Origin of the sequence: Actinokineospora spheciospongiae (assembly GCF_000564855.1) — a bacterium.
GTDB classification, from domain to species: Bacteria; Actinomycetota; Actinomycetes; order Mycobacteriales; family Pseudonocardiaceae; genus Actinokineospora; species Actinokineospora spheciospongiae.
On sequence record NZ_AYXG01000099.1, the window covers coordinates 1 to 24,545 of the forward strand.

Sequence of the window (24,545 nt, forward strand, 5' to 3'; positions counted from 1 at the left end):
CCCCCACCCAAGCACATCCACCCACCCGGGCATTCGGTCACCGGGCCGGCGGTTTGTGGGGGGTCGGCGGCTGCGCACAGTGGGTCCGGTGTGGCTGGCTGGCCGCCGGGCCGGCGGGCCGGCGGTCGAGGGCGGTCGATGGCGGTGCTGGCGGGGTTCGGCCAGGGTGGTGGGCTTCGGGGTGGTGGCCGGCCTTGCGGGGCGTGGGGTGGCCGACCGGGGTCGGGGCGGGGCTAGATCAGGGGGACGAGGTCGTCGGCGTGGACCACTTCGCGGCGTTGGTCCAGGGGGAGGTCTTGGGTGGAGTGGCCCAGGAGGGCGGGGAGTTCGGCGGAGTCGAAGTTGGTGATGCCGCGGGCGACGGTGACACCGCTGGTGTTCCGCAGTTCCAGGACGTCGCCCGCGACGAAGTCGCCGGTGGTGGTGGTGATGCCCGCGGCCAGGAGGGAGCGGCGGCGGGTGACCACGGCCGCGACGGCGCCGTCGTCGAGGGTGAGGGTGCCCTTGGTGTCCGCGGCGTAGCCGAGCCAGAAGCGGCGGGAGGTGAGGCGGCGGCCGCCCGCGGCGAAGGCGGTGCCGACGTCGGCCGCGCCGAGGGCCGCTTTGGCCTGGGCGGCGGAGGTGAGCAGGACCGGGACGCCCGCGGCTGAGGCGAGGCGGGCGGCGGCCAGTTTTGAGGCCATGCCGCCGGTTCCGAGGCCGGAGGCACCGGTGCTGCCCGCCCGCACACCGTCCACATCGGACTCTCCGGCCACCTCGTCGATCCGGCGGGCGGCGCCGAGGCGGGGGTCGCCGTCGTAGAGGGCGTCCACATCGGACAGGAGGATCAGGGCGTCGGCGCCGACGAGGTGGGCGACGAGGGCGGCCAGGCGGTCGTTGTCGCCGAAGCGGATCTCCTCGGTGGCCACGGTGTCGTTCTCGTTGACGACCGGGACCGCGCCGAGGGCCAGCAGGCGCGACAGGGTGCGCTGGGCGTTGCGGTAGTGCGAGCGGCGGACCACGTCGTCCGCGGTGAGCAGGACCTGGCCGACCTGGAGGGAGTAGCGGGCGAAGGATTCCACGTACGCGTGCGCCAGGAGGATCTGGCCGACGCTGGCGGCGGCCTGCTGGGTCGCTAGGTCGCGGGGGCGGCGGGCGATGCCCAACGGCGCCAGGCCCGCCGCGATGGCGCCCGAGGACACCAGGATGACCTGGCTGCCCGCGGCGAGCCTGGCCGCCAGGGCGTCCACCAGCGCGTCGAGCCGGGCCGGGTCGAGCCCGCCCTCGGCGGTGGTCAGCGACGACGAGCCGACCTTGACCACCATGACCCGGGCCGCCGCGATGGCGGCCCGGGTGGGGGAGCCCGCGACGGTCACAGGTCCTCGTCGTCGGTGCGGGTGCGGCGGGCGATCTTGGCGGCCTTGCGCTCCGAGGCGCCGACGCGCTCGTTGAGGTCGAGCCGCGGGTCGCTGCCGCGGTTGTGCATGAGCATCGCGATGCCCGCGGGCGTGGAGGGCTCCCAGTCGAAGGTGACGCCGCCGATGGTGACCGGGCACCCGGGGACCGCGCCCGCCTTGGCCAGCGCGTCCTCGACCCCGAGGCGGGCCAGCCGGTCGCCCAGGTAGCCGACGGCCTCGGTGTTGTTGAAGTCGGTCTGCCGAATCCAGCGGGCGGGGCGCTCGCCGTGCACGAAGAACGCGCCCTCCTCCTCCGGGTCGGCGACCACGGTGAAGCCCGCGTCGTCGACGGCGGTGGGGCGCAGCACGATGCGGCTGGGCTCGGGGGCGGGCTTGGCCGCGCGGTCGTCCTCGATGACCTTGGCCAGGGCGAAGCTCAGCTCGCGCAGGCCCTCGCGGGTGGCCGTCGAGACTTCGAACACCGGCAGGCCGCGGGCCTCGATGTCCGGGCGGATCAGCTCGGCCAGCTCCCGGGCCTCGGGCACGTCGACCTTGTTCAGCACCACCAGGCGCGGCCGGTCGGCGAGGTCGCCGCCGAGGGCGGGGGTGTAGCGGGCCAGCTCCTCCTCCAGCGCGTCGATGTCCGACAGCGGGTCGCGGTCGGCCTCGAAGGTGGCGCAGTCGACCACGTGCACCAGCACCGAGCAGCGCTCGATGTGCCGCAGGAAGTCCAGGCCCAGGCCCTTGCCCTGGCTGGCGCCGGGGATCAGGCCGGGCACGTCGGCGATGGTGTAGATCGACTCGCCCGCGGTGACCACCCCGAGGTTGGGCACCAGGGTGGTGAACGGGTAGTCGGCGATCTTCGGGCGGGCCTGCGACAGCACCGAGATCAACGACGACTTGCCCGCCGAGGGGAAGCCGAGCAGCCCGGCGTCGGCCACCGAGCGCAGCTCCAGGACCAGGTCGCGGGTCTCGCCCGGCTCGCCCAGCAGGGCGAAGCCGGGGGCGCGGCGGGCCTTGGAGGCCAGCGCGGCGTTGCCGAGGCCGCCCCGGCCGCCCTGGGCGGCGACGAAGCGGGTGCCGTGGCCGACGAGGTCGACGATGATCTCGCCGTCCGGGTCGAGGATGACGGTGCCGTCGGGGACGTGCAGCTCCAGGTCCTCGCCGGTGGCGCCGTCGCGGTTGGCGCCGTGGCCCTGCTTGCCGTTGGACGCGCTGGCGTGCGGGCGGAAGTGGAAGTCGAGCAGGGTGTGGACGTTGCTGTCGACGACCAGCACGACGTTGCCGCCGTTGCCGCCGTTGCCGCCGTCGGGGCCGCCGAGGGGCTTGTACTTCTCGCGGTGCACCGAGGCGCAGCCGTTGCCGCCACTGCCCGCGGCGACGTGGATCACCACGCGGTCGACGAATCGGGACACCTGGGGTTCCTCTCAGAGACAAAAAACGAGGGGCGGGCCGGATGAAGCTCCAGCCCGCCCCTCGTGGGGTCTTCCCGCTCGGTTCGGGCTTACGCCGCCTCGACCGGGACGATGTTCACGGTCTTGCGACCGCGCTTGGCGCCGAACTGGACGGCACCGGCGGCGAGGGCGAACAGCGTGTCGTCCTTGCCGCGGCCGACGTTGACACCCGGGTGGAACTTGGTGCCGCGCTGGCGGATCAGGATCTCGCCGGACTTGACGACCTGGCCGCCGTAGCGCTTCACACCGAGGTACTGGGCATTCGAGTCACGCCCGTTGCGGGAGCTGGATGCACCCTTCTTGTGTGCCATGTCTGCTCAGTCCCTCTACTTGGTGATGCCGGTGACCTCGACGCGGGTCAACTTCTGGCGGTGACCCTGGCGCTTGTGGTATCCGGTCTTGTTCTTGAACTTGTGGATGCGGATCTTGGGGCCCTTGGTCTGCTCGACCACCTTGCCCGTCACGGACACCTTGGCGAGGGCGTCCGCGTCGGTGGTGACGTCGGTGCCGTCGACCACGAGGACGGCCGTGAGGTTGAGCTCGGCGCCCGGGGTGCCCTCGAGCTTCTCGACCTCGACGACGTCGCCAACAGCCACCTTGTACTGCTTGCCGCCGGTCTTGACGATCGCGTACATCGGGACGGAAGTCTCCTGCTACTAGACGATGGGGGTCTTGCGCGCCCTCGACCGTGGGGGAAACGACCGCGGTCCGGGCTTCGCACGACACAGCCCGCCGATGGGAGGGCCGTGTGTCAGGTTACGTGTCGGCGGGAATCGGGGTCAAACCGGGGGGTGCTTTCCCCGGTCCGACCCCGGTTCCTCAGGCCTCCGGGCCGCCGACGGGCGGGCCCGCGGGGCGCGAGGCGGCCCGTCGGGCGCGCCTGCGCGGGGCGGCGGGCACGGACACGGGCTCCGGCTCGGCGAGGGCGGCCTCGGTGCGGCTGTCGAGCGGCGTGGTGCTCTCCACCCGCGCGTGGCCGTTGCGGTCGCCAGGCTCGCCCGTGAGCGGCTCGGAGCCGTCCCGCTGGGCGGGAGCAGCGGCCGGGGCGCTCACGACCTCCGGGACGTCGCGGACGGGGGCCTTGGCCTGCTCGTCCGCCGCGGCGGCGGCGGCCCGCTGCGACCTGCCGTTGGCGCGGTCGTTGCGGTGCCCGTTGTCCCTGCCGTTGTCCTTGTGGCCGCCGTCGCGCTGGCCGTTCTCACGGCCGTTGTCCCGGTTGCCGTTGTCCCTGGACTGACCGGACTGGTGGCCGTTGTTCTGCCCCTCGTCCCTGGTCGAGTCCTTCGAGTCCTTGGCCGCGTTGTCGTCGCCGTTGCGGTTGCGGTTCCGGTTGCGACCGCCACCGCCGCCGTTGCCCTGGCCCTTCTCCGGCTGCGGGGGCTGCTGGGGCTGCCCACCGCCCGCGGCGGCCTTGACGTTGGGCTCGGTGGAGACCATGACGCCGCGGCCCTTGCAGTGCTCGCAGGTGTGGCTGAACGCCTCCAGCAGGCCGGTGCCGACCCGCTTGCGGGTCATCTGGACCAGGCCGAGCGAGGTCACCTCGGCGACCTGGTGGCGGGTGCGGTCGCGGCCAAGGCACTCGGTCAGCCTGCGCAGCACCAGGTCGCGGTTGGACTCCAGCACCATGTCGATGAAGTCGATCACGATGATGCCGCCGATGTCGCGCAGCCGGAGCTGGCGGACGATCTCCTCGGCCGACTCCAGGTTGTTGCGGGTGACCGTCTCCTCCAGGTTGCCCCCGGAGCCGGTGTACTTGCCGGTGTTGACGTCGATGACGGTCATCGCCTCGGTGCGGTCGATCACCAGGTAGCCGCCCGAGGGCAGCCAGACCTTGCGGTCGAGCGCCTTGAGCAGCTGCTCGTCGATGCGGTGCTCGGCGAAGACGTCCTTGGGCCCGACGTGGCGGCGGACCCGCTCCAGCAGCTCCGGGGCGACGTGGCGGACGTAGGCGTCGATGGTCTCCCAGGCGGTCTCGCCCTGCACCACCAGCGAGGTGAAGTCCTCGGTGAACAGGTCGCGGACGACCTTGACCAGCAGGTCGGGCTCCTCGTAGAGCAGCGTCGGCGCGCCGGACTTCTTGCCGACGCTGCCGTCGGACTTCTCCTTGATGACCTGCCACTGCGCCTGCAGGCGGCGCACGTCGCGGCCGAGCTCCTCCTCGCTGATGCCCTCCGAGGCGGTGCGGATGATCACACCCGCGTCCTCGGGGACGATGCGCTTGAGCACGTCCTTGAGCCTGCGCCGCTCGTTCTCCGGCAGCTTGCGGGAGATGCCGGTGGCGCCGCCGCCGGGCACGTAGACCAGGAAGCGGCCGGGCAGGCTGATCTGGGTGGTCAGCCTGGCGCCCTTGTGGCCCACCGGGTCCTTGGTGACCTGCACCAGCACGCTGTCGCCGGTGGACAGCGCCTGCTCGATCTTGCGGGCCTTGCCGTCCAGCCCGGCGGCGTCCCAGTCGACCTCACCGGCGTAGAGCACGGCGTTGCGGCCGCGGCCGATGTCGACGAAGGCGGCCTCCATGCTGGGCAGCACGTTCTGCACCCGGCCCAGGAAGACGTTGCCGACCAGCGAGCCGCTGCCCGCGGAGGTGACGAAGTGCTCGACGAGGACGCCGTCCTCGAGCACGCCGATCTGAATCCGGTCGGTGTGCTCGCGCACGACCATGGCGCGGTCGACGGCCTCGCGGCGGGCCAGGAACTCCGCCTCGGACAGGATCGGCGCACGCCTGCGGCCCGCCTCGCGGCCGTCGCGGCGGCGCTGGCGCTTGGCCTCCAGCCGGGTCGAGCCGCGCACGCTGCGCACCTCGTCGCGGGCGTTGGCCGCCTCGGTCTTCTCGTCGCGCGGTTCGCGGGGCTCACGCGGTTCGCGGGCCTCGCGGACGTGGACGACGGTGTTCGGCGGGTCGTCGTGGGTGGCGCTGTCGTCGTCGCCGCCCTTGCGGCGCCTGCGGCGGCGACGGCGGCGGCTGCCGCCGGAGTCGCCGTCGTCGTCGGAGTCGCCGTCGGTGTCCGCGTCGGACTCGGCGGGTTCCTCGGCGTCCGCGGGCTGCTCAGCCTCGGCGCGGGCGGGCTTCTCCGGCTTGTCGGGCTGCTCGGAGTCGTTCTGGTCGGTGTCGTCGGCGGCACCCTTGCCGCGACCGCGGCCGCGGCGGCCGCGACGGCGGCGGCGGCTGCCGGAGCCGTCCTCGTCGTCGTCGCCGTCGTCGAAGTGCTCATCGGACTCGACCGGGGCGGGCTCGTCCTCGACCGGCTCCGGCCGGGGGGTCCGCGCGGGCTTGGCCGGGGCGGCCTCGGGCGGCAGGAACAGCGGGGAGGCCGAGGCGAACACCGGGGTCGGGGGAATCCGCCGGGCGGGTTCGGGGGTCAGCGCGGTCTCGACCACGGCGGCCTCGACGACCTCGGGCTCGACGTGGTTCTCGTCGGCGGGGGCGTCGCCCTCCCACGGGGCGTCGCCGGTCAGCGCCGCGGCGACCCGCAGGGCCGTCTCCCTGGCCACGCTGGACTGCGCGCCGCGCACCGCCTCGCCGAGGTCGGCGAGGGCGGCAATGACGTCCTTGCTGCTGACCGAGAGCAGCTTGGCGAGCGCGTGCACCCGCACCTTGGCGGGCAGCTCGGCCAGTGCGGCCTCGGTGGATGTGGTTGTGTCCCCGCCGGTGGTGCCGGCAGGGCTGGACTTGTCGGACATGTAGCTCCTCCACCCCCGGGCGCGTCGTGTGGACGCCGCCGCTCAGGGGCCTCGTTGTCATTTCCACCGCGCGAAGCGGCGGGAATCCTCGCCTCTCACCGCCCCGACCACCGGACATGGGACCGGCGGCCTGCGGACGGCAGGTCTTTCGACAACGGGTCGAGGCGCTCTGTTGTCTCCCCGGTCGGACTAGCCGATCGCCGCCCGGTCGTGGGCGAGCGGATCGGTCAGACCGCCACCGTCGTCAAGCCGTCCCTGGGCCATCCGGGTCGCCTTCGCGGGCACCGGCGGTTCCAGGGCGGCGACGACACGGAGCGCGCTCAGCACGTCGTCGGGTCGCACGGCCGGTGTTGTCTGCCGGACGACCACCACCAGTATCCCACACGAACGCCCCGCATCAGACATGTCGATGCCCACAGCGTCCGGCGAGTCCGCCGCGAGTTCCGCGGAATCGACCACTTCGGCGGAGATCACCGCAGGTCGGGCGTCGATCAGCCGCCTGCCGTCCTTGGTTAGCCGTTCCACCTCGACGTGCTCGGTGGCCATCAGCGCGTCCACCGCGGCGGCCAGTTCGGGCGCGCCGACGCCCGGCAGGGCGATCCGCCAGCGGCTGGCCTCCATCCGCTCGGCCAGCCCACCGGGTCCGGCCTGCACGGCCTCCAGCACGTCCAGGCCCGGGGCGAGCGCGGCGTCGAGCACCTGGGCCAGCCGGTCCGGGTCGAGGGCCTGCACGACCTGCAGCTCGACGTACTCGGCCTCGCTGGCCACCCCGGTCGGCGCGGCCCCGATCCAGGAGATCTTGGGGTGCGGGTTGAACCCCTGCGAGTAGGCCATCGGCACGCCCGCCCGGCGCAGCGCCCGTTCGAAGGCGCGCGCGACGTCGCGGTGGGAGGTGAAGCGGAGCCTGCCCCGCTTGGCGTAGCGCAGGCGCAGCTTCTGCACCGGCGGCGCCGAGGGGTTGGGCTGATCCTGGCGGCTCAGGACTACTCCTTACGGTGGTGCGGCACTGCTCCGGTGGTGCGCGGAGCGGCATGGTGGCACCGTACCGGCAGCCCCATTTCGGTCCGCGCGCTTGTTTCGGTCCGGGGTGGTGATTACCGTCCGCAGGCGAGTCGACAGCCGGTGCCCGAGGAGGTCCGGCGGTCCAGCCCTGGAGGTCACCGTGCTCCTGCCCCGCCGCGCGACGGCGGCCGCGGTCGGTGCCACGCTGGCCGCGAGCGCGCTGTTGACCCAGGTCACAGCGGACGCGGCCCCGTTGCCCGACGACGCGGTGCCGTGCCGCGCCGACGTGCCGACCGCCCGCTACCTGGTGCTGTTCGATCCCGGGACCACCGCCGAGGCGGCCTCGGTGTCGACGACCCTGGCCTGCGGGGCCGCGGTCGTCTTCCACGACGCGATCGATGTGGCGGTCGTCACTTCCGCCGACTCGCGCTTCGCCGACCGGATCGGCCGCGACCGGGCGTTCAGCGCGGGTGCCGCGGTGGGCGAGGTGGCCGAGCGGGAGCCGCTGCCGGAGGCGGTGGGGCCGGTGGCCGACACCGACCGCACCGGTGAGCAGTGGGACATGGACATGATCGGCGCGCCCGCCGCGCACCGGGTGTCCCCCGGCGACCGGGACGTGCTGGTGGGCGTGCTGGACTCCGGGGTGGACGCGAGCCACCCCGACCTGGCCGCCGCGGTGGACCCGGCCGCGTCGGCGGGCTGCCTCACCGGGGTGGCCGACCCCTCCCCCGCCGCCTGGGCGCCCACCACCTCGACGCACGGCACGCACGTGGCGGGCCTGATCGCCGCCGCGGACGACGGCCGGGGCATCACCGGCGTGGCCCCCGGCGTGCGGCTGGCCTCGGTGCGGGTGGTCGACGACCGCGGCCTGGTGTTCCCGGAGGCGGTGGTGTGCGGGCTGGTGTGGGCCGCCGACCACGGCGTGCGGGTGGCCAACAGCAGCTACTTCGTCGACCCGTGGCAACTGACCTGCGACCGCGGCGCCGAGCACGTGGTCTTCGAGGCGGTGCGCCGGGCGGTGGAGCACGCGACCGACTCCGGGGTGCTGACCGTGGCGGCGGCGTCCAACGGCGGGATCGACCTGGCCGAGCCCCGCGGCGAGGCCTCGGACCTGGCGGGCGGCAGGCGGGTGCTGGACTCGGGCTGCAAGGTGCTGCCGGGCGGGCTGCGCGGGGTGCTGACCGTGTCCGCGGTCGGTCCCGACCGGCTCAAGGCGGGCTACAGCTCCTACGGCCTCGGTTCGGTCGACGTCACCGCCCCCGGTGGTGAGCGCGACGACCGCTGCGTGCTGTCCACCGTGCCCGGCGGCTACGCCACGGACTGCGGGACGTCGATGGCGACCCCGCACGCGACCGGGGTGGTCGCGCTGCTGGCCTCCCGGCACCCGTGGGCCACGCCGCAGCAGCTCACCCGGATGGCCACCGCGCAGGCCGAGTCCGTTCCGTGCCCGTCGGACTACGACCTCGACGGTTCCGGCGCGCAGGACGCCTACTGCTCGGGCTACGCGGCGTTCAACAGCTTCTACGGCCACGGCATGGTCGACGCGCTGGCGGCGGTCGACTAGTCGACGGACGCGCCCGCGGCGGTCGGCCGACCGCTCAGCCGGGCGGGAGCCGCAGCAGCAGCGAGGTCGCCGGGGCGAAGCCGTGCCTGCCGTAGAACGGGACGGACCGCTCGGTGGGGCTCAGCACGACCCGCGCGTACCCCTCGGCGTCGGCGTGGGCCAGCGCCGCGGCCAGCATCTCCGCGCCGATCCCCCGGTCGCGGTGGCCGGGGGCGACGTAGGCGTTGCCGATGTGGCCCCACCGGCTCGCGGGAGCGCCCGGCTTGGGCATCCGGGTGAATTCGAGCATGTTCATCGAGCCCACCGGCGTCTCGCCGTCGAAGGCCAGCCAGAACGCGCGGTGGTGCCACTCGGCGGCGAGCCAGTCGGCGAACGCGGCGTCGAAGCCGGGGTCGTCGACCGGGCCGCGGTCCTCCTCGGTCCAGGCCCGCCGCAGCGCGGCCAGGGAAGCCGTGTCGGCTTCCCCGGCGCGGCGGACCGTCATCGGATCAGTGAGGGGTTCTGGACCGGGGAACCGACGCCGACCGGGCTGATCGGCAGGAGCGTGCGGCCGGTGGGGCCGATCTCGATGTCGGTGCCCATGGCCGGGCAGACGCCGCAGTCGAAGCACGGGGTCCAGCGGCAGTCGTCCTGCTCGCGGGAGTCCAGCGCGTCCTGCCAGTCGTCCCAGAGCCACTCCTTGTCCAGGCCGGAGTCCAGGTGGTCCCAGGGCAGGACCTCGGCCTCGGTGCGCTCGCGGGTGGTGAACCAGTCCAGCGAGACGCCGAGGGGCTCCAGCTCGGCGGCGGCACCGGAGGTCCAGCGCTCGTAGGAGAAGTGCTCGCTCCAGCCGTCGAACCGGCCGCCCTCGCGCCACACCCGCTCGATGACCCGCCCGACCCGGCGGTCGCCGCGGGAGAGCAGTCCCTCGACCAGGCTGGGCTTGCCGTCGTGGTAGCGCATCCCGATGTTGCGGCCCAGGCTGCGGTCGGAATCGGAGTTGACCGCCGCGCGCAGCTTGCGCAACCGGTCGTCCACGGTGTCCGGGTCGCACTGCGCGGCCCACTGGAACGGGGTGTGCGGCTTGGGCACGAACCCGCCGATGGAGACGGTGCAGCGGATGTCCTTGCGGCCGCTGGCCTGCCTGCCCGCGCGGATGACGTTCTTGGCCATCTCCGCGATCTGCAGGACGTCCTCGTCGGTCTCGGTGGGCAGCCCGCACATGAAGTACAGCTTCACCTGCCGCCAGCCGTTGGCGTAGGCGGCGCTGACGGTCTTGATCAGGTCCTCTTCGGACACCATCTTGTTGATGACGCGGCGGATGCGCTCGCTGCCGCCCTCGGGGGCGAAGGTGAGCCCGGAGCGGCGGCCGTTGCGCGACAGCTCGTTGGCCAGGTCGATGTTGAACGCGTCGACCCTGGTCGAGGGCAGCGACAGGCCGGTGTTGGTGCCCTCGTAGCGGTCGGCGAGCTGCTTGGTGAGCGGGCCGATCTCGGAGTGGTCGGCGCTGGAGAGCGAGAGCAGGCCGACCTCCTCGAAGCCGCTGTTCTCCAGACCGGTCTGGATCATCGCGCCGATGCCCTCGACGGACCGCTCGCGCACCGGGCGGGTGATCATCCCGGCCTGGCAGAACCGGCAGCCGCGGGTGCAGCCGCGGAAGATCTCCACGCTCATCCGCTCGTGCACGCTCTCGGCCAGCGGCACGAGGGGCTTCTTCGGGTACGGCCACGCGTCGAGGTCCATCGTGGTCCTCTTCGCCACCGTGGCCGGAACGCGCTCGCGGTTGGGGGCGTAGGAGTCGATGTGGCCGTCCTCGCGGTAGGACACGTCGTAGAAGCGCGGGATGTAGACGCCGCCCGTCTCGGCCATGCGGGTCAGCAGTTCGTCGCGCCCGCCGGGGCGGCCCTCGGCCTTCCACGCGCGGATGATGTCGGTGATCTCCCCCACGGCCTCCTCGCCGTCGCCGAGCACGGCGGCGTCGATGAAGTCGGCGATGGGCTCGGGGTTGAACGACGCGTGCCCGCCCGCGAGCACCACGGGGTGGTCCCCGGTGCGGTCGGCGGCGCGCAGCGGGATGCCCGCCAGGTCGAGGGAGGTGAGCATGTTCGTGTAGCCCAGCTCGGTGGAGAAGCTGACGCCGAGCACGTCGAACGCGCCGAGCGGGCGGTGCCCGTCGACGGTGAACTGCGGGACGCCGTGTTCCCGCATGAGCGCCTCCAGGTCCGGCCAGACCGCGTAGGTGCGCTCGGCCAGGACGTCCGGGATCTCGTTGAGCACCTCGTAGAGGATCATGACGCCCTGGTTGGGCAGCCCGACCTCGTAGGCGTCCGGGTACATCAGCGCCCACCGGACGGTGGTGCTGTCCCACTCCTTGACGGTGGCGTTCAGCTCCCCGCCGACGTACTGCACCGGCTTGGAGATCCGGGGCAGGAGGGGCTCAAGCTGGGGGAAAACGGACTCGACGCTCACAGCGAACCAGGGTAGACGGTGTCCGGGAGCGGTGAACGGAGGGCGAGGCGTGGAGGACGGGCGGACTCGGGACTGGGCGGGTTTCCACAACACCCGCGACCTGGGCGGACTGCCGCTGAGCGGGGGCGGGACCACGCGGTTCGGCGCGTTCGTGCGGTCGGCCGACCCCGGCGGCGCCACCGCTGAGGGCTGGCGGGCGGCCAGGGCGGCGGGGGTGCGCACCGTGCTCGACCTGCGGTCGACGGCCGGGGCGGTGGCGGCCCCCGAGGGCATCGCGGTCGCGCACGTGGACCTGGACGACACCCCGGACGCGGCGTTCTGGGCCCAGATCCGGGCGGGCGGCCTGCACGGGACGCCGCTGTACTACCGGCCGTTCCTGGCCGCCAAGGCCGGGCGGTGCGCGGCGGCGTTCACCGCGCTGGCCGCGGCCGAGCCGGGGGTGCTGTTCCACTGCGCGATCGGCCGGGACCGGACCGGGCTGGTGGCCCTGCTGCTGCTGTCGCTGGTCGGGGTCGAACCGGAGGCCGTCGCCGCGGACTACGACCTGTCGACGACCGCGCTGCGGGAGCTGTTCGCCGCCGAGGGCCGCGACGACCACGGCCCGTTCATCGCCAACCTGCTCGCCGAGCGCGGCACGACGACCACCCGGACCGTCCTGGACCTCCTCGACGGCTTCGACGCGGAGGCCTACCTGCTGGCCGCCGGGGTGGCGGCGGCCGACCTGGAGGCGCTGCGGGCGCGGCTCACCTAGGACAGCAGGAGCTTGCCCAGCCTGCGGGAGGCGACCACCGTGCCGACGGCGGCCATCACCACGAAGTACGACAGGTGGCCGAGCAGGGACAGGTCCACGTCGCCCATGGTGAGGGCCCGCATGACCTCGATGGCGTGGTAGAGCGGGAAGCACTGGACCGCCACCTGCAACGGCTCCGGGTAGACCGAGAGCGGGAAGAAGGTGGTGGAGAACAGGAACATCGGTGTCAGGGCAAGCTGGACCAGGTCGAAGTCCTGCCAGGAGCGCATGAACGTGGTGGCGGCCATGCCGATGGCGGCGAACGCGAACGCCACCAGCACGGACGCGGGCAGCGCCAGCAGGGCCCACGGGGAGGTCAGCAGGCCCATGCCGAGCATGACCGCGAGGAAGCCCGCCGAGTAGAGCGCGCCGCGGATCAGCGCCCAGGCGATCTCGCCGATCGCCACGTCGAGCGGGCCCAGCGGGGTGGCGAGCATGGCGTCGTAGAGCTTGGCGTACTTGAACTTGAAGAAGATGTTGAAGGTGGCGTCGTACACCGCGCCGTTCATGGCCGCGGCGGCCATCAGGGCGGGGGCCACGAAGGCGACGTAGCTGACCGGCTGGCCGCTGGGGCCCACCACGTCGCCGACGAGCTGCGCGAAGCCGAAACCCAGGCCGAACAGGTAGAACAGCGGCTCGAAGAAACCGGAGAACAGGGCCAGCCAGGCGCGCCGGTTGACCAGCAGCGAGCGCTCGACCAGCACCCGGGCCCGGCCCGCGTACAGGCCGGTGGGGAGCACGCGCAGCAGCAGGCCGCTCGACGGCGGCGGGGCGGTGGTCGTCACCTCAGACCTCCAGCCTGCGGACGAAGTTGCGGCGGGCCAGGTACGCGCCCACCACGAGGAGGGCGAGCAGGTACAGCAGGTGGCCGAGGGCGGGCAACGCGCCGAGGGTGCCCAGGGTGACGCCCCGGCACAGCTCGGTGCCGTGCCACAGCGGGGTCAGCCACACCACCGGCTGCACCCACCCCGGCAACTGCTCGACCGGGAAGAACGTGCCGGAGAACATCATCATCGGCAGCACGATGAACCGGAAGATGACGTTGAACTGCTGGCCCTCGGACTCGATCGTGGCCGCGTAGGCGACGATCGGCGCCCCGCACGCCAGGCCGGTGAGCAGGGAGAACACCACGGCCAGCAGGAACCCGGGCCCGGCGACCGCGCCCAGGGCGGCGGCCACGGCCAGGAACCCGACCGCGGTGAACGCCAGCCGGGCCGCCAGCCAGGTGAGCTGCCCGGCGAGCAGTTGGGCGGCGCTGATCGGGGTGGCGACGACCGCCCAGTAGGTGCGCTGCCACTTGAACGCGGACAGGATCGGGTACGTGGACTCGAAGGTCGCCGTCTGCATGAGGGTGGCGGCCAGCAGCGCCGGGGCCAGGAACTGCACGTACGGCAGCCCCCCGGTGGCCGGACCCGGTTCGACCTGGGAACCGAAACCGATGCCGAGCGCGACCAGGAACAGCACCGGTTGGACCAGCGTGGAGATGACCGTGGAGCGCCAGTTGCGCCGGTACCAGGCCCACAGGCCCTCGACGACCAGCAGCGCCGCCCGCGCCGGACCGGGCACGGTGCCGGTGCAGCGTTGACCGGTGGTGGTCATCAGTCCACCAGCGTTCGGCCGGTGAGGCGGAGGAAGACGTCCTCCAGCGTGGCGCGGCGGACCAGGCTGGACACCGGGACGACACCCCGGTCGTGCGCGGCCTTGAGCGCGGACTCCCCGTCGCCGGTGTAGAGCAGGAGCCGGTCGGGCAGCACCTCGACGCGCTCGGCCAGGTCGACGACGCTGGGCTCGGCGGCGGCCTGGGCGCCGGGGGCGAAGCGCAGTTCCAGCACCTCGCGGGTGGCGTGGCGGGAGATCAGCTCGCCGGGGCTGCCCTCGGCCACGATCCGGCCGCCGTCCATGACCACCAGCCGGTCGCAGAGCTGCTCGGCCTCGTCCATGTAGTGGGTGGTGACGATGAGCGTGACGCCCTGCTGCTTGAGCCGGAACAGCCGGTCCCAGAGCAGGTGCCTGGCCTGCGGGTCGAGCCCGGTCGTCGGCTCGTCGAGCAGCAGCAGCTCGGGGTCGTTGATCAGCGAGCGGGCGATGGTCAGCCGCCGCTTCATGCCGCCGGAGAGCGGTTCGACCTCGTCGTCGGCGCGTTCGGTGAGCTGGGCGAAGTCCAGCAGCTCCTCGGCCCTGGCCCGCACGTGCGCCTTGGACAACCCGAAGTAGCGGCCGTAGACGTGCAGGTTCTGCCGCACGGTCAGCTCGGTGTCGAGGTTGTCCTGCTGCGGCACCACACCGAGCCGGGCCCGGATGCGCGGCCCCGCCCGGTCCGGGTCCATCCCCAGGACGGTCAGCTCACCCCCGGTGCGCGGGGACACGCAGGAGATCATCCGCATCGTGGAGGACTTGCCCGCCCCGTTGGGGCCGAGGAAGCCGAACGCCTCCCCGGGGCGCACCTCCAGGTCGATGCCCCGGACCGCCTCGAAGTCCCCGAACCGCTTGCCCAGTCCCCGCGCCCGCACCAGCGCACCGTCGCCCGCCACACCCCAGACCCTAAACGGGGGGCACGACAATTTCTCCCGGGTTCCGGCGCGGTCGGTGGACTTCTCGTCCCGGAAACGCCGACCGGCCCGGAATCGCGGGGATTCCGGGCCGGTCGGGGGGTGCGGGGGCTACAGCGCGGGGAACCAGATCTTGATCTCGCGCTCGGCGGACTCCGGGGAATCCGAACCATGCACCAGGTTGTACTGGACCTCCAGGCCGAAGTCGCCGCGGATGGTGCCCGGGGTGGCCTTCTCCACCGGGTGGGTGCCGCCCGCGAGCTGGCGGAACGCGGCGATGGCGTTCTCGCCCTCGGCCACGATCGCTGCCACCTTGCCGGAGGTGATGAACTCCAGCAGCGACTCGAAGAACGGCTTGCCGTCGTGCTCGGCGTAGTGCTGCTCGGCGACGGCGCGCTCGACCGAGCGCAGCTCCAGCGCGGCCAGGGTCAGCCCCTTGCGCTCGATGCGGGAGATGACCTCGCCGACCAGACCGCGGCTCACACCGTCGGGCTTGACCAGGACCAGCGTGCGCTCACTCACGGCGTTCCGAACTCCTTAGTGGGGAAGAATTGTGTGAGCAGGGTAACCCGGCCGGTCAGCGCTGCGGCCGCAAGGTCCTCGACCACAGCGCGGCACCGGTCCCGTCGCGCAGGTCGACGGTCAGCTCACCGCTGCGGCCGTCCACGTTCACCTCGCCGAAGTGCTGGAAACCGTCCATCGGGGAGGTGTTCGCCGCGGGCGGGGCGTGCACGAACACCGCCTCCGGCCCGAACGTCGGGTCCAGCGCGTTGGGCCCGAACGCGCCCGCGTGCAGCGGCCCGGACACGAACTCCCAGAACGGGTCGAAGTCGCCCACCGCGGCCCGGTCCGGCGAGTAGTGGTGCGCGGCGGTGTAGTGCACGTCCGCGGTCAGCCAGACGACGTTGCGCACCCGCCGCCGGGCCAGCGAGCGCAGCACCCAGGCCAGTTCGTGCTCCCGGCCGCCCGGCGCCCCCGGCAGCCCGTTGGCCACCCCCTCGATGCCCGCCCCGTCCGGCACGGTGAGCCCGACCGGCAGGTCGTTGGCGACGATCTTCCAGGTGGCCCGGCTGCGGCTGAGGCCGTCGACCAGCCAGCGCGCCTGCCGGTCGCCCAGGACGCGCCCGACGCCGTCGCGGGGCGCGGTGTTCGCGTCCTTGTAGGTCCGCATGTCCAGCACGAACACCTCGACGTGCGCACCGTGGGAGAAGCTGCGGTACACCCGCCCGTCGACGGCCCGGCGCCGGTCGACGGGCTGCCACTCGTGGAACGCCCGCGCCGCCCGCGCGGCCAGCACGTCGACCCGCTTCTCGGTGTACTGCGGCAGGTCCAGGGTGATACCGGGCGCACTGTGAATGGTGATCAAACAGTAGGTGGACGCCAGCACCACGGACGACCCGGGGAGCACGCGGACCAGCCGACACACACTGAGACAGGCCGGTGGCGCTGCGGAACGCAGGCGTGAGATTGCACGTGATTCGACAGGCACTGCCGCCATCGACGTCTCTTCATGCCGCCGGCCAGGGCCGACCCAACCCAGAGCAGAGCCGGTGGGATGGCGGCGCAGCAGAGGACCGCGCGTTCGGTGGAACATTTTTCGATCGCGTGATCGCAACGATGCCGTGCTGGTATGACCTTCGCATGGCGGAACCACGTTGGGACGGGCTGCTGAACGGGGTCCCAGGGCAGGTCGAGCGCAGCATCGATGACTGGGTCGAGGGAATCCGCAGCCGGGCAGGCCGCTTGCAGGTGTTGCGCGAGCAAGTGGAACAGGTGCGAGTCACGGAGACCAGTGCCAACGGGGCGGTCATCGTGACCATCGACTCCAACGGTTCCCCGGTGGACGTCCGGTTCACCGAGCGGGTGACCTCGGTACGACCCGGGGACCTCGGTCCTCTGTTCATGAATGCTTTGAACGCCGCCCGTGGACGTGTGGCAGGCGAAATCCGAACTCTCATGGAGTCACAGGTGGGAGACGACCTGCCGGATACCCGTCAGATGATCGTAGACGCGTACCGCGATCGTTTCGGTGACACTTCACCGACCGCAGCACGGCCCCTTGGGCGAGATGACGATGACTTCAGCGACGACTCATACCTCTCGTGAAGGAGGCGGCGGTGGATGGTTATGATGTCCTGTCCGGCGAACTGCGCGCACACGCCGCCAAAATGGATGCACTGGCCGAGCGACTCGGCGAGGCAGTGCACGCCGCCCGTACCGTGAGCATGGACGACGACGCGTACGGGCAGTTCTGCCAGTTCCTTCCCGCTGTCATGCGGGGCATTGAGGATGAAGCCGGTGATGCGCTGACGGCGGGCACCAAGGGCATGGCCGACACCGCCACCAAAGTGAAGTACACCGCCGATGAGTACGATCAGCGTGAAGACGACACGGCGGTCACATTCGGGAACCTGCGGTGACCGACACCAATCCGCTCATCGAGCCTGTCCAAGACAGCACGGAATGGTATTCCGGTGTTGGTGTCGCCGAGGCCGCAGCCGACATCAAGTCCGGCATCGAGAGCGGCAACTGGATTGACGTCGGCATTGGTTTCACAGGGGTCGGTCTCGAAGCACTGAGCATCGTCATTGATCCATTGGGATCGCTGACGTCCGCCGGTCTTTCGTGGCTGATCGAGCACGTCAAACCGCTGTCCGACGCGTTGGACTGGCTTGCGGGCAACGCCGACCTTGTCGCGTCGCATGCGGCCACCTGGAAGAACGTCGCCAAAGCAGTGGCAAACGTCCGCGACGACTACGTGCGTGACGTCGCGAACGACACCGGCGCGTGGCAGGGGCAAGCAGGGGATGCTTACCGGGCCGCCGCCGCAGGCAACGCCGAAGTGCTCGGCGGTGCGTCCGCGGCAGCCGACGGGTTCGGCTCGGCTGTGGAGATGGCGGGCATCGTGGTCGCCGTCGTGCGTGAGGTCATACGAGATCTGATCGCTGATCTCGTGGGACGGTTGATCTCTTGGGCCGCAGAGGTGGTGTTCACCCTGGGTCTGGCTACGCCGCTTGTGGTCGCGCAAGCATCCGCCGCCGTGGAGCGGTGGGCTGTGAGGATTGCCGGCATCCTCAAGAAACTGGCGCGCACGATGGACAATCTCCTCCCGTTGCTGCGCAGGCTCGGCGATGTGTTCGCACAGGTCCGCAAGGTACTGGACGACCTCAAGGCTCCAGCTCGATCGGGTGACGAGTTGCCGATCCCGGGCCAGACAGGCGGCGCCCGACCGGTGGACGACGGGTCGTTGCGTGCTTACGACCGCATCGATCGCTGGGCGGAGAACGCGTACCAATCGATTCGCGAATCCGATGACGCAGCCGATGTCGCACGCCACGTTCAGGGCGTGCCTCGGGCCGGGGGTCGCACCGGGTTCAGCCAGGCGGAAATCGAGCAGATCAAGAACCATGTGTTCGAGGACCTGCATCCGCTGGAGGGCGCCGACGGGGGCACGGTCATGGCCCGCTTCGACCCCAACCCGAACATGGCAGAAGCTTGGCTACGGCTGCGTTCGGGACGGGCGCGGTCAGAAGACATCGCCCTGCTCGAACACGAACTCGCCGAGGCTAGATACTGGCAGCAGAACCCGAACGCCTCCTACCGGGAAGCACATGGGGCGGCCAACGAGGTGTCGCGGTGGGAGAACCAAGTCCCACCCGCATCCAATGAGGATTACAGCAAACCTTGGAGGTGAGTGTGTTGGCGATGATCGTATACCTGCACAAGGAGCACGAGACGGAAACCGAGGTGCGCTACCGGTTCCACCTGACCGACGGGGTGGATCGCCGGTTGGTGATGGACAAGCGAGCGGAGACCATCCAACCGGATGACGGCAACCGGGACGGCGTGTTCCAAGCCGCGGCGAGCAAGTTGGCCAGGGCATGGCTCGACACGAAGATCGCACCCGAACGCTTGATCCACCAGAGCTGACGTGCCAGACCTCGTCAAGTCTTTGCGACTTCGACGATCTGCTGGAGACCACAGGTGGCCTTACCGCAACCCCGGAGGTCAGTAGTCCAGGATCTCGCCGGGGTACCAGTTGTTGGTCACCTCGTGGTCGTCCCACTGCGCCACGGTGGGCACCTTCGCGGCGAAGGCGCGCACGTTGTCGTCGAGGAGGTTGTAGGCGAACTGGCCTCGGTACTCGTCGAGGGTTTCGGCGACCTTGGACTTGGCGGGGGTGACCAGGTTGCGCCAGATCCGGCCATCGGGGGGGTCACGCGCTCGACGAGGGGGCCGTCGGAGTAGACGGTGTCGCCGCTGTGCAGGAAGAAGTGGGGGTCGCGGGCGGCCATGGCGCGGTAGGCGGTGAGGCCGCCGAGGTCGGGGTTGATGCCCCAGCCCTGGCCGACGACGTCGCCGGACCAGGTGAAGCGGACGTCGGCGCGGCCCTGCGGGGCGGTGCGGAAGGAACCGGTGAGCGGGGCGCTGGTGGTGCGGCCGTCGAGGTCCTCGGCGCGGACGCGGTAGTGGATCTCGCGTCCGGCGGGCAGGTGGGTGAGGCGGAGGCGGCCGGTGCCGTCGGTGGCGGGGGTCAGCAGTGGGCCGCGCAGGGTGCGGGCGTTCCGGAAGTCGGGGTTGCCCGCGACCTCGACCAGCATCCGGGCGGGGCGGTCGGCGCGGGTCCAGACGACGGCGCCGTCGGTGGTGACGTCGCCGGTCTGCACGCCGTGGGTGAGGACCGGGCGGTCCTTCGGGACCGCGAACGCGATCCCGGGGGCGGCGACCCCGGCCGCCACGGACAGACCGCTCGCGCGCAGCAGGGTGCGCCGGGAGATTTCCATGTGCGGTGTCCAGGCCAGCAGTCCGACGCCCCGGCCAACGCCGGGCGACGCGGGGGTGACGCTTTTCAGCGGGCCTGGAGCACCACCTGCGTCTGCGTGGTCTGCGCGACCCGCTTGCCCGCCGCGTCGAACAGGTCGGTCTGCACGACGATCGTGGTGCGGCCGACGTGCAGGGGCTTGGCGACCGCTTCGACGTGGCCGGTGCGGACGCCGCCGAACAGGTTGGTCTTGCTCTCCAGGGTCGAGGTGCCCGACGCGCCCTCGGGCAGGTTGAGGAACGCCGCGACCGCGCCCGCGCTGTCGGCCAGGGTCATCAGCGCGCCGCCGTGCAGGGCACCGCCGAGGGTGCAGCGGTCGGGTGCCCAGTCGAGGCGGGCGCGGACCTCCGCCGGGGTGGCCGAGGTGATCTCGACCCCGCTGGCCGCGGCGAAGGGCATCGACTGCGTCAACTGTTCCGGCGTCATGGCGCCAGGTTACTGCTGGCTGCGCAGGGTTCCCTCGGCCATCCGCTTGCGGACGTCGTTGCGGGCCCAGAACATCCAGCCCCAGGCGGCGGCGAACAGGACGCCGACGATGCCGAGGGTGGGCAGGAAGAGGAAGCAGGCGATGAGGGCCACGTGCAGGCCCGCGACCACCCAGGTGATCCACGGGCGGGCGACCAGGGCGCAGCCGAGCACCAGGGCGAGCGCGATCAGGCCGACGAACCAGCCCTGCCCGGTGCTGATGGTGTCGTCCTTGGCGACGACCAGCAGCGCCAGCAGCACCACGATCGCCTCGAGGATGAACATGGCCGACGTGACGCCGCGGAAGCCCTTCATCGGGTCCACCGGGGCGGGGGGCGGGTCCTGCTGGCTCATGCCGGTTCCTTCCCGAACAGGGCGCGGACCTCGCCCGCGGTGACGACCGACCCGGTGGCGATCACGCCCACCCCGGACATCGTCTCGCTCGGGTCGTCGCTCTCCTCGGCCAGGGCGACGGCCCGCTCGATGGCGTCGACGAGGCCCGCGGCGACGGTGACGCGCTCGTCGCCGAAGACGTCGGTGGCGATCTCGGCGAGGCGGTCGGGGTCCATGGCGCGCTGCGAGGAGTTGGTGGTGACGACCACCTCGCTGAGCACCGGTTCGAGGGGGGTGAGGATGCCCTCGGCGTCCTTGTCCGACAGGACCGCGACGACGCCGACGAGCTTGCGGAAGCCGAACTCCTCGTCCAGCGCGGCGGCCAGGGCCTTCGCGCCGTCGGGGTTGTGCGCGGCGTCGACGAACACGCTGGGTGCCATCCGGACCCGCTCCAGCCGCCCGGGGGTGGTGACCGAGGCGAAGCCGTGGCGGATGGCGTCGACGTCGAGCTGCTTCTGCGCGCCCGCGCCGAAGAACGCCTCCACCGCGGCCAGGGCGAGTGCCGCGTTGGCCGCCTGGTGGGCGCCGTGCAGCGGCAGGAAGACCTCGTCGTAGACCCCGCCGAGGCCCTGCAACCGCAGCACCTGCCCACCCACGGCCACGTCGCGCCGCAGGACGCCGAACTCCAGGCCCTGGCGGGCGACCGTGGCGTCGACCTCGGTGGCGCGCTCCAGCAGCACCTTGGCCGCCTCGGTGTCCTGCTCGGCCAGCAGGGCGATCGAACCGGGCTTGATGATCCCCGCCTTCTCCCGGGCGATCGAGACCAGGTCGGGGCCGAGCCGGTCGACGTGGTCGAGGCCGATCGGGGTGATCACCGCGATCCGCGCGTCGGCGGCGGTGGTGGCGTCCCAGCCGCCGCCCATGCCGGTCTCGACCACGGCCACGTCGACCGGGGTGTCGGCGAAAGCGGCGAAGGCCATGGCGGTGAGCACCTCGAACTTGCTCAGCCGGATGTCCCCGGCGTTGTCGACCATCGCCAGGTACGGCTCGACGTCGCGGTAGACCTCGACGTAGCGGGCCGGGTCGATGGGCGCGTTGTCGAGGCTGATCCGCTCGGTGACCAGTTGCAGGTGCGGGCTGGTGAACCGCCCGGTGCGCACGCCGAGGGCGGTCATCAGCGCGTCGACCATGCGGGTGACCGACGTCTTGCCGTTGGTGCCCGCGACCTGGACCACCGGGTAGGCGGTCTGCGGGTCGGCGAGCAGGTCGAGCAGCGCGCGGATGCGGTCGAGCGAGGGCTCGATCCGGTCCTCGGACCACCGCGCGTCCAGTTCGGACTCGACCTGGCGCAGGTCCTCGAGCGCCCCGGGGTCGACCACGGTCACTCGCCCCCGGCCGGGAGCGCGTCGAGCCTGCCCCGGATGCGGGTGATCTCGGCGGCGGCGGTGTCGCGGCGGGCGCGGATCTTGTCCACCACGTCGGCGGGGGCCTTGTCGGTGAACTTGGGGTTGCCCAGCTTGGCCTCGCACTGGGCGAGTTCCTTCTCGGCGACCGACAGGTCCTTGCCCAGCCGCTTGCGCTCGGCGGCGACGTCGACGGTGCCGGAGAGGTCCAGCTCGACGGTGACCGCGCCGCCCGCCAGCGGCACCTCCAGGGCCGCGCTCGGCGCGAACGCCTCACCCGGGGCGGTCAGCCTGGCCAGCGCGGTCACGGCGGCGGTGTGCGCGGACAGCCCCGCGGCGTCCACACCGGACAGCCGGGCGGACACCCGCTGCCCCGGCTTGACGCCCTGGTCGGCGCGGAAGCGGCGGATCTCGGTGACCAGCCTCTGCACCCCTTCGACCCGCTGCGCGGCGGCCGCGTCGGCGGCCGCACCGGCGGGCTTCGGCCAGTCGGCGACGACCAGGCTCTCGCCGCCGGTCAGCGACTTCCACAGGACCTCGGTGACGAACGGCGTCACCGGGTGCAGCAGCCGCAGCACGGTGTCGAGGACGTGGCCGAGCACCGCGCGGGTGGCGTCGGCGCGCTCGCCGCCCTCGGCGATCTGGACCTTGGCCAGCTCCAGGTACCAGTCGCAGTACAGGTCCCAGGTGAAGTGGTAGAGCGCGTCGCACAGCTTGGCGAACTGGAAGCCGTCGAACAGCGTGTCCACATCGGACACCAGGGTGTCCAGGCTGTCCAAGATCCAGCGGTCGGCGTCGGTCAGGGTCGCCCGGTCCGGGACCGCGGTGGCCGTGGTGGCGCCGTTCATCAGGGCGAACCGGCTGGCGTTCCACAGCTTGGTGCAGAAGTTGCGCGAGCCCGCCGCCCACTCCTCGGCCAGCGCCATGTCGCTGCCCGGGTTCGCGCCGCGGGCCAGGGTGAAGCGAGTGGCGTCGGCGCCGAAGCGGTCGAGCCAGTCCAGCGGGTCGAGGACGTTGCCGCGCGACTTCGACATCTTCTTGCCCTGCGCGTCGCGGATGAGCCCGTGCAGGTAGACGTGGTCGAAGGGCTGGACGTCCTCGCCAGCGTACAGGCCGAACATCATCATCCGGGCGACCCAGAAGAACAGGATGTCGTAGCCGGTGGACAGGACGCTGGTCGGGTAGAACTTCGCCAGGTCCGGGGTCTTGTCCGGCCAGCCCAGGGTCGACAGCGGCCACAGGCCCGAGGAGAACCAGGTGTCGAGGACGTCGGGGTCCTGCCGCCAGCCCTCGCCGGTCGGCGGCTGCTCGTCCGGGCCGACGCAGACGACCTGGTCGTCCGGGCCGTACCAGACCGGGATGCGGTGACCCCACCAGAGCTGCCGCGAGATGGTCCAGTCGTGCATGTTGTCGACCCAGTCGAAGTAGCGCTTGGCCAGCTCCGGCGGGTGGACCTGGGTGCGGCCGTCGCGCACGGCGTCCCCGGCGGCGCGGGCCAGCGGCTCGACGTTGACCCACCACTGCAGCGACAGCCGGGGCTCGACCACGGTGTCGCAGCGCGAGCAGTGCCCGACCGAGTGCACGTACGGGCGCTTCTCGGCGACGATGCGGCCCGCCTCGCGCAGGGCCGCGACGACCGCGGGGCGCGCCTCGAAGCGGTCGAGGCCCTGGAACGGGCCGGGGGTGGTGATGACCGCCGAGTCGTCCATGACGGTGATCGAGGGCAGGTCGTGGCGGCGGCCGATCTCGAAGTCGTTCGGGTCGTGCGCCGGGGTCACCTTGACCGCGCCGGTGCCGAACGCGGGGTCGACGTGCTCGTCGGCCACGATCGGGATGCGGCGGCCGGTCAGCGGCAGCTCGACCTCGGTGCCCACGAGGTGGCGGTACCGCTCGTCGTCGGGGTGCACGGCCACGGCGGTGTCGCCGAGCATGGTCTCCGCGCGGGTGGTGGCGACCACGATCGCGTCGGCGCCGTCGCCGTAGCGGATGGAGACCAGCTCGCCGTCGTCGTCGGAGTGCTCGACCTCGATGTCCGACAGCGCGGTGCGGCAGCGCGGGCACCAGTTGATGATCCGCTCGGCCCGGTAGATCAGGCCGTCGTCGAAGAGGCGCTTGAACACCGTCTGGACCGCGCGGGACAGGCCCTCGTCCATGGTGAAGCGCTCGCGGGACCAGTCGACGCCGTCGCCGAGGCGCTTCATCTGGTCGAGGATCTTGCCGCCGTACTCGGCCTTCCACTCCCAGACCCGCTCGACGAACTTCTCCCGGCCCAGGTCGTGCCGGGAGACGCCCTCACCGGCGAGCTGGCGCTCGACGACGTTCTGGGTGGCGATGCCCGCGTGGTCCATGCCGGGCAGCCACAGCACCTCGTAGCCCTGCATCCGGCGGCGGCGGGTGAGCGCGTCCATGACCGTGTGGTTGAGGGCGTGGCCCATGTGGAGGCTGCCGGTCACGTTCGGCGGGGGCAGCACGATGGTGAACGGCGGCTTGTCGCTGCTCGCGTCGGCGGTGAAGTACCCGGCGTCTACCCAGCCCCGGTACAGCTCCGCCTCTACCGTCGCCGGCTCCCAGGCCGGGGGGAGGTCGATGCTGCGCAGGGTGGGGGTCTCAGTCACGGGAAAGAGTCTACGAACGTCCGGGAAATGGGGTCGAGGCGGG

The 24,545-nt window shown here is 72.0% G+C and carries 22 protein-coding genes and 2 pseudogenes; 6 read left to right on the top strand and 18 right to left on the bottom strand.

The genetic code is table 11. The features are described from left to right. Window positions 1-233: 233 nt before the first annotated feature. The 6 genes from proB to UO65_RS13345 all read right to left on the bottom strand — a co-directional run bounded on the left by proB (window position 234) and on the right by UO65_RS13345 (window position 7,453). Window positions 234-1,304, bottom strand: coding sequence for a glutamate 5-kinase (proB, locus tag UO65_RS13320; protein ID WP_052021144.1), 1,071 nt, complete (start codon window positions 1,302-1,304; stop codon window positions 234-236). A gap of 47 nt (window positions 1,305-1,351) precedes the next feature. Beyond that, complete coding sequence (gene obgE / locus UO65_RS13325; protein ID WP_035282354.1) at window positions 1,352-2,791, bottom strand: GTPase ObgE; 1,440 nt, start codon at window positions 2,789-2,791, stop codon at window positions 1,352-1,354. Window positions 2,792-2,880: 89 nt separating this feature from the next. Beyond that, on the bottom strand, window positions 2,881-3,141 hold the full coding sequence (gene rpmA, locus UO65_RS13330; protein ID WP_035282355.1) for a 50S ribosomal protein L27: 261 nt from the start codon (window positions 3,139-3,141) through the stop codon (window positions 2,881-2,883). 15 nt (window positions 3,142-3,156) lie between these two features. Further along, the gene (gene rplU / locus UO65_RS13335; RefSeq protein ID WP_035282359.1) at window positions 3,157-3,465 is read right to left on the bottom strand and encodes a 50S ribosomal protein L21; all 309 of its coding nucleotides are present in this window, start codon (window positions 3,463-3,465) and stop codon (window positions 3,157-3,159) included. Window positions 3,466-3,649: 184 nt separating this feature from the next. Beyond that, the gene (locus tag UO65_RS13340; RefSeq protein ID WP_035282361.1) at window positions 3,650-6,511 is read right to left on the bottom strand and encodes a translation initiation factor IF-2 N-terminal domain-containing protein; all 2,862 of its coding nucleotides are present in this window, start codon (window positions 6,509-6,511) and stop codon (window positions 3,650-3,652) included. Window positions 6,512-6,700: 189 nt separating this feature from the next. Further along, entirely contained in the window at window positions 6,701-7,453 is a 753-nt protein-coding gene (locus UO65_RS13345; protein ID WP_035282363.1) for a TIGR03936 family radical SAM-associated protein, read from the bottom strand. Window positions 7,454-7,673: 220 nt separating this feature from the next. Between UO65_RS13345 and UO65_RS13350 the strand changes: the two genes are divergently transcribed. Then, window positions 7,674-9,077, top strand: coding sequence for a S8 family peptidase (locus UO65_RS13350; protein WP_035282366.1), 1,404 nt, complete (start codon window positions 7,674-7,676; stop codon window positions 9,075-9,077). 34 nt (window positions 9,078-9,111) lie between these two features. On the opposite strand, the gene UO65_RS13355 is transcribed toward UO65_RS13350, so the two are convergent. Together UO65_RS13355 and UO65_RS13360 are read right to left on the bottom strand one after the other, a co-directional pair. After that, window positions 9,112-9,561: a GNAT family N-acetyltransferase gene (locus UO65_RS13355; protein ID WP_035282369.1), complete on the bottom strand. Its 450-nt coding sequence runs from the start codon at window positions 9,559-9,561 to the stop codon at window positions 9,112-9,114. Next, window positions 9,558-11,525 carry a TIGR03960 family B12-binding radical SAM protein gene (locus UO65_RS13360; RefSeq protein WP_035282372.1) on the bottom strand — a complete coding sequence of 656 codons (1,968 nt, stop codon included), beginning with the start codon at window positions 11,523-11,525 and terminating at the stop codon, window positions 9,558-9,560. Before UO65_RS13360 ends, UO65_RS13355 begins: the two co-directional genes overlap by 4 nt. 31 nt (window positions 11,526-11,556) lie before the next feature. Here UO65_RS13360 and UO65_RS13365 point away from each other — a divergent pair, with 31 nt between their 5' ends. Then, window positions 11,557-12,276: a tyrosine-protein phosphatase gene (locus tag UO65_RS13365; RefSeq protein WP_233427560.1), complete on the top strand. Its 720-nt coding sequence runs from the start codon at window positions 11,557-11,559 to the stop codon at window positions 12,274-12,276. Here UO65_RS13365 and UO65_RS13370 read toward each other — a convergent pair. From UO65_RS13370 to UO65_RS13390, 5 genes and pseudogenes are all read right to left on the bottom strand, one after another. Continuing rightward, window positions 12,273-13,100 carry an ABC transporter permease gene (locus UO65_RS13370; protein ID WP_035282388.1) on the bottom strand — a complete coding sequence of 276 codons (828 nt, stop codon included), beginning with the start codon at window positions 13,098-13,100 and terminating at the stop codon, window positions 12,273-12,275. The two genes, UO65_RS13365 and UO65_RS13370, sit on opposite strands and share 4 nt — an antisense overlap. A 1-nt stretch (window position 13,101) precedes the next feature. After that, window positions 13,102-13,914 carry an ABC transporter permease gene (locus UO65_RS13375; protein ID WP_035282390.1) on the bottom strand — a complete coding sequence of 271 codons (813 nt, stop codon included), beginning with the start codon at window positions 13,912-13,914 and terminating at the stop codon, window positions 13,102-13,104. Further along, window positions 13,914-14,846 (bottom strand): ABC transporter ATP-binding protein, encoded by a 933-nt coding sequence (locus UO65_RS13380; protein WP_035282392.1) that lies wholly within the window; start codon window positions 14,844-14,846, stop codon window positions 13,914-13,916. Before UO65_RS13380 ends, UO65_RS13375 begins: the two co-directional genes overlap by 1 nt. A 129-nt stretch (window positions 14,847-14,975) precedes the next feature. Continuing rightward, complete coding sequence (ndk, locus tag UO65_RS13385; protein WP_035282394.1) at window positions 14,976-15,386, bottom strand: nucleoside-diphosphate kinase; 411 nt, start codon at window positions 15,384-15,386, stop codon at window positions 14,976-14,978. Between the two features lie 55 nt (window positions 15,387-15,441). Further along, a pseudogene (locus tag UO65_RS13390) lies at window positions 15,442-16,209 on the bottom strand (alkaline phosphatase D family protein); the annotation flags it as partial. A gap of 116 nt (window positions 16,210-16,325) precedes the next feature. On the opposite strand from UO65_RS13390, the gene UO65_RS33295 reads away from it, so the two are divergent. Genes UO65_RS33295 through UO65_RS13410 form a run of 4 tightly spaced genes read left to right on the top strand, consistent with a single transcriptional unit; the run spans window position 16,326 to window position 18,794 of the window. Continuing rightward, a complete protein-coding gene (locus UO65_RS33295; RefSeq protein WP_152552086.1) occupies window positions 16,326-16,970 on the top strand; it encodes a YbaB/EbfC family nucleoid-associated protein in 645 nt (214 codons plus the stop codon). Continuing rightward, window positions 16,967-17,284 (top strand): type VII secretion target, encoded by a 318-nt coding sequence (locus UO65_RS13400; protein ID WP_052021140.1) that lies wholly within the window; start codon window positions 16,967-16,969, stop codon window positions 17,282-17,284. The genes UO65_RS33295 and UO65_RS13400 overlap by 4 nt, the downstream gene beginning before the upstream one ends. Beyond that, window positions 17,281-18,558, top strand: coding sequence for a hypothetical protein (locus UO65_RS13405; RefSeq protein WP_035282403.1), 1,278 nt, complete (start codon window positions 17,281-17,283; stop codon window positions 18,556-18,558). The genes UO65_RS13400 and UO65_RS13405 overlap by 4 nt, the downstream gene beginning before the upstream one ends. A gap of 11 nt (window positions 18,559-18,569) precedes the next feature. After that, the gene (locus UO65_RS13410) at window positions 18,570-18,794 is read left to right on the top strand and encodes a hypothetical protein (RefSeq protein WP_161784463.1); all 225 of its coding nucleotides are present in this window, start codon (window positions 18,570-18,572) and stop codon (window positions 18,792-18,794) included. An 84-nt stretch (window positions 18,795-18,878) separates the two neighbouring features. On the opposite strand, the pseudogene UO65_RS13415 reads toward UO65_RS13410, so the two are convergent. The 5 genes and pseudogenes from UO65_RS13415 to UO65_RS13435 all read right to left on the bottom strand — a co-directional run. Further along, window positions 18,879-19,648, bottom strand: a pseudogene (locus tag UO65_RS13415) (alkaline phosphatase D family protein); the annotation flags it as partial. 65 nt (window positions 19,649-19,713) lie between these two features. Further along, window positions 19,714-20,112 carry a PaaI family thioesterase gene (locus UO65_RS35800; protein WP_035282410.1) on the bottom strand — a complete coding sequence of 133 codons (399 nt, stop codon included), beginning with the start codon at window positions 20,110-20,112 and terminating at the stop codon, window positions 19,714-19,716. Between the two features lie 9 nt (window positions 20,113-20,121). Next, on the bottom strand, window positions 20,122-20,505 hold the full coding sequence (locus UO65_RS35805) for a DUF4233 domain-containing protein (RefSeq protein WP_035282411.1): 384 nt from the start codon (window positions 20,503-20,505) through the stop codon (window positions 20,122-20,124). Continuing rightward, window positions 20,502-21,869, bottom strand: coding sequence for a bifunctional tetrahydrofolate synthase/dihydrofolate synthase (gene folC, locus UO65_RS13430; protein ID WP_035282412.1), 1,368 nt, complete (start codon window positions 21,867-21,869; stop codon window positions 20,502-20,504). Before folC ends, UO65_RS35805 begins: the two co-directional genes overlap by 4 nt. Beyond that, window positions 21,866-24,502, bottom strand: a complete 2,637-nt coding sequence (locus UO65_RS13435; protein ID WP_035282413.1) for a valine--tRNA ligase — start codon at window positions 24,500-24,502, stop codon at window positions 21,866-21,868. The genes folC and UO65_RS13435 overlap by 4 nt, the downstream gene beginning before the upstream one ends. Between the last annotated feature and the right edge of the window lie 43 nt (window positions 24,503-24,545).

Bases quoted from the DNA above. Each gene is read 5' to 3' on its own strand.
- proB (WP_052021144.1), bottom strand. From the start codon at position 1,304: ATGGTGGTCAAGGTCGGCTCGTCGTCGCTGACCACCGCCGAGGGCGGG.
- rpmA (WP_035282355.1), bottom strand. From the start codon at position 3,141: ATGGCACACAAGAAGGGTGCATCCAGCTCCCGCAACGGGCGTGACTCG.
- rplU (WP_035282359.1), bottom strand. From the start codon at position 3,465: ATGTACGCGATCGTCAAGACCGGCGGCAAGCAGTACAAGGTGGCTGTT.
- UO65_RS13340 (WP_035282361.1), bottom strand. From the start codon at position 6,511: ATGTCCGACAAGTCCAGCCCTGCCGGCACCACCGGCGGGGACACAACC.
- UO65_RS13355 (WP_035282369.1), bottom strand. From the start codon at position 9,561: ATGACGGTCCGCCGCGCCGGGGAAGCCGACACGGCTTCCCTGGCCGCG.
- UO65_RS13375 (WP_035282390.1), bottom strand. From the start codon at position 13,914: ATGACCACCACCGGTCAACGCTGCACCGGCACCGTGCCCGGTCCGGCG.
- UO65_RS13410 (WP_161784463.1), top strand. From the start codon at position 18,570: ATGATCGTATACCTGCACAAGGAGCACGAGACGGAAACCGAGGTGCGC.
- UO65_RS35800 (WP_035282410.1), bottom strand. From the start codon at position 20,112: ATGACGCCGGAACAGTTGACGCAGTCGATGCCCTTCGCCGCGGCCAGC.
- UO65_RS35805 (WP_035282411.1), bottom strand. From the start codon at position 20,505: ATGAGCCAGCAGGACCCGCCCCCCGCCCCGGTGGACCCGATGAAGGGC.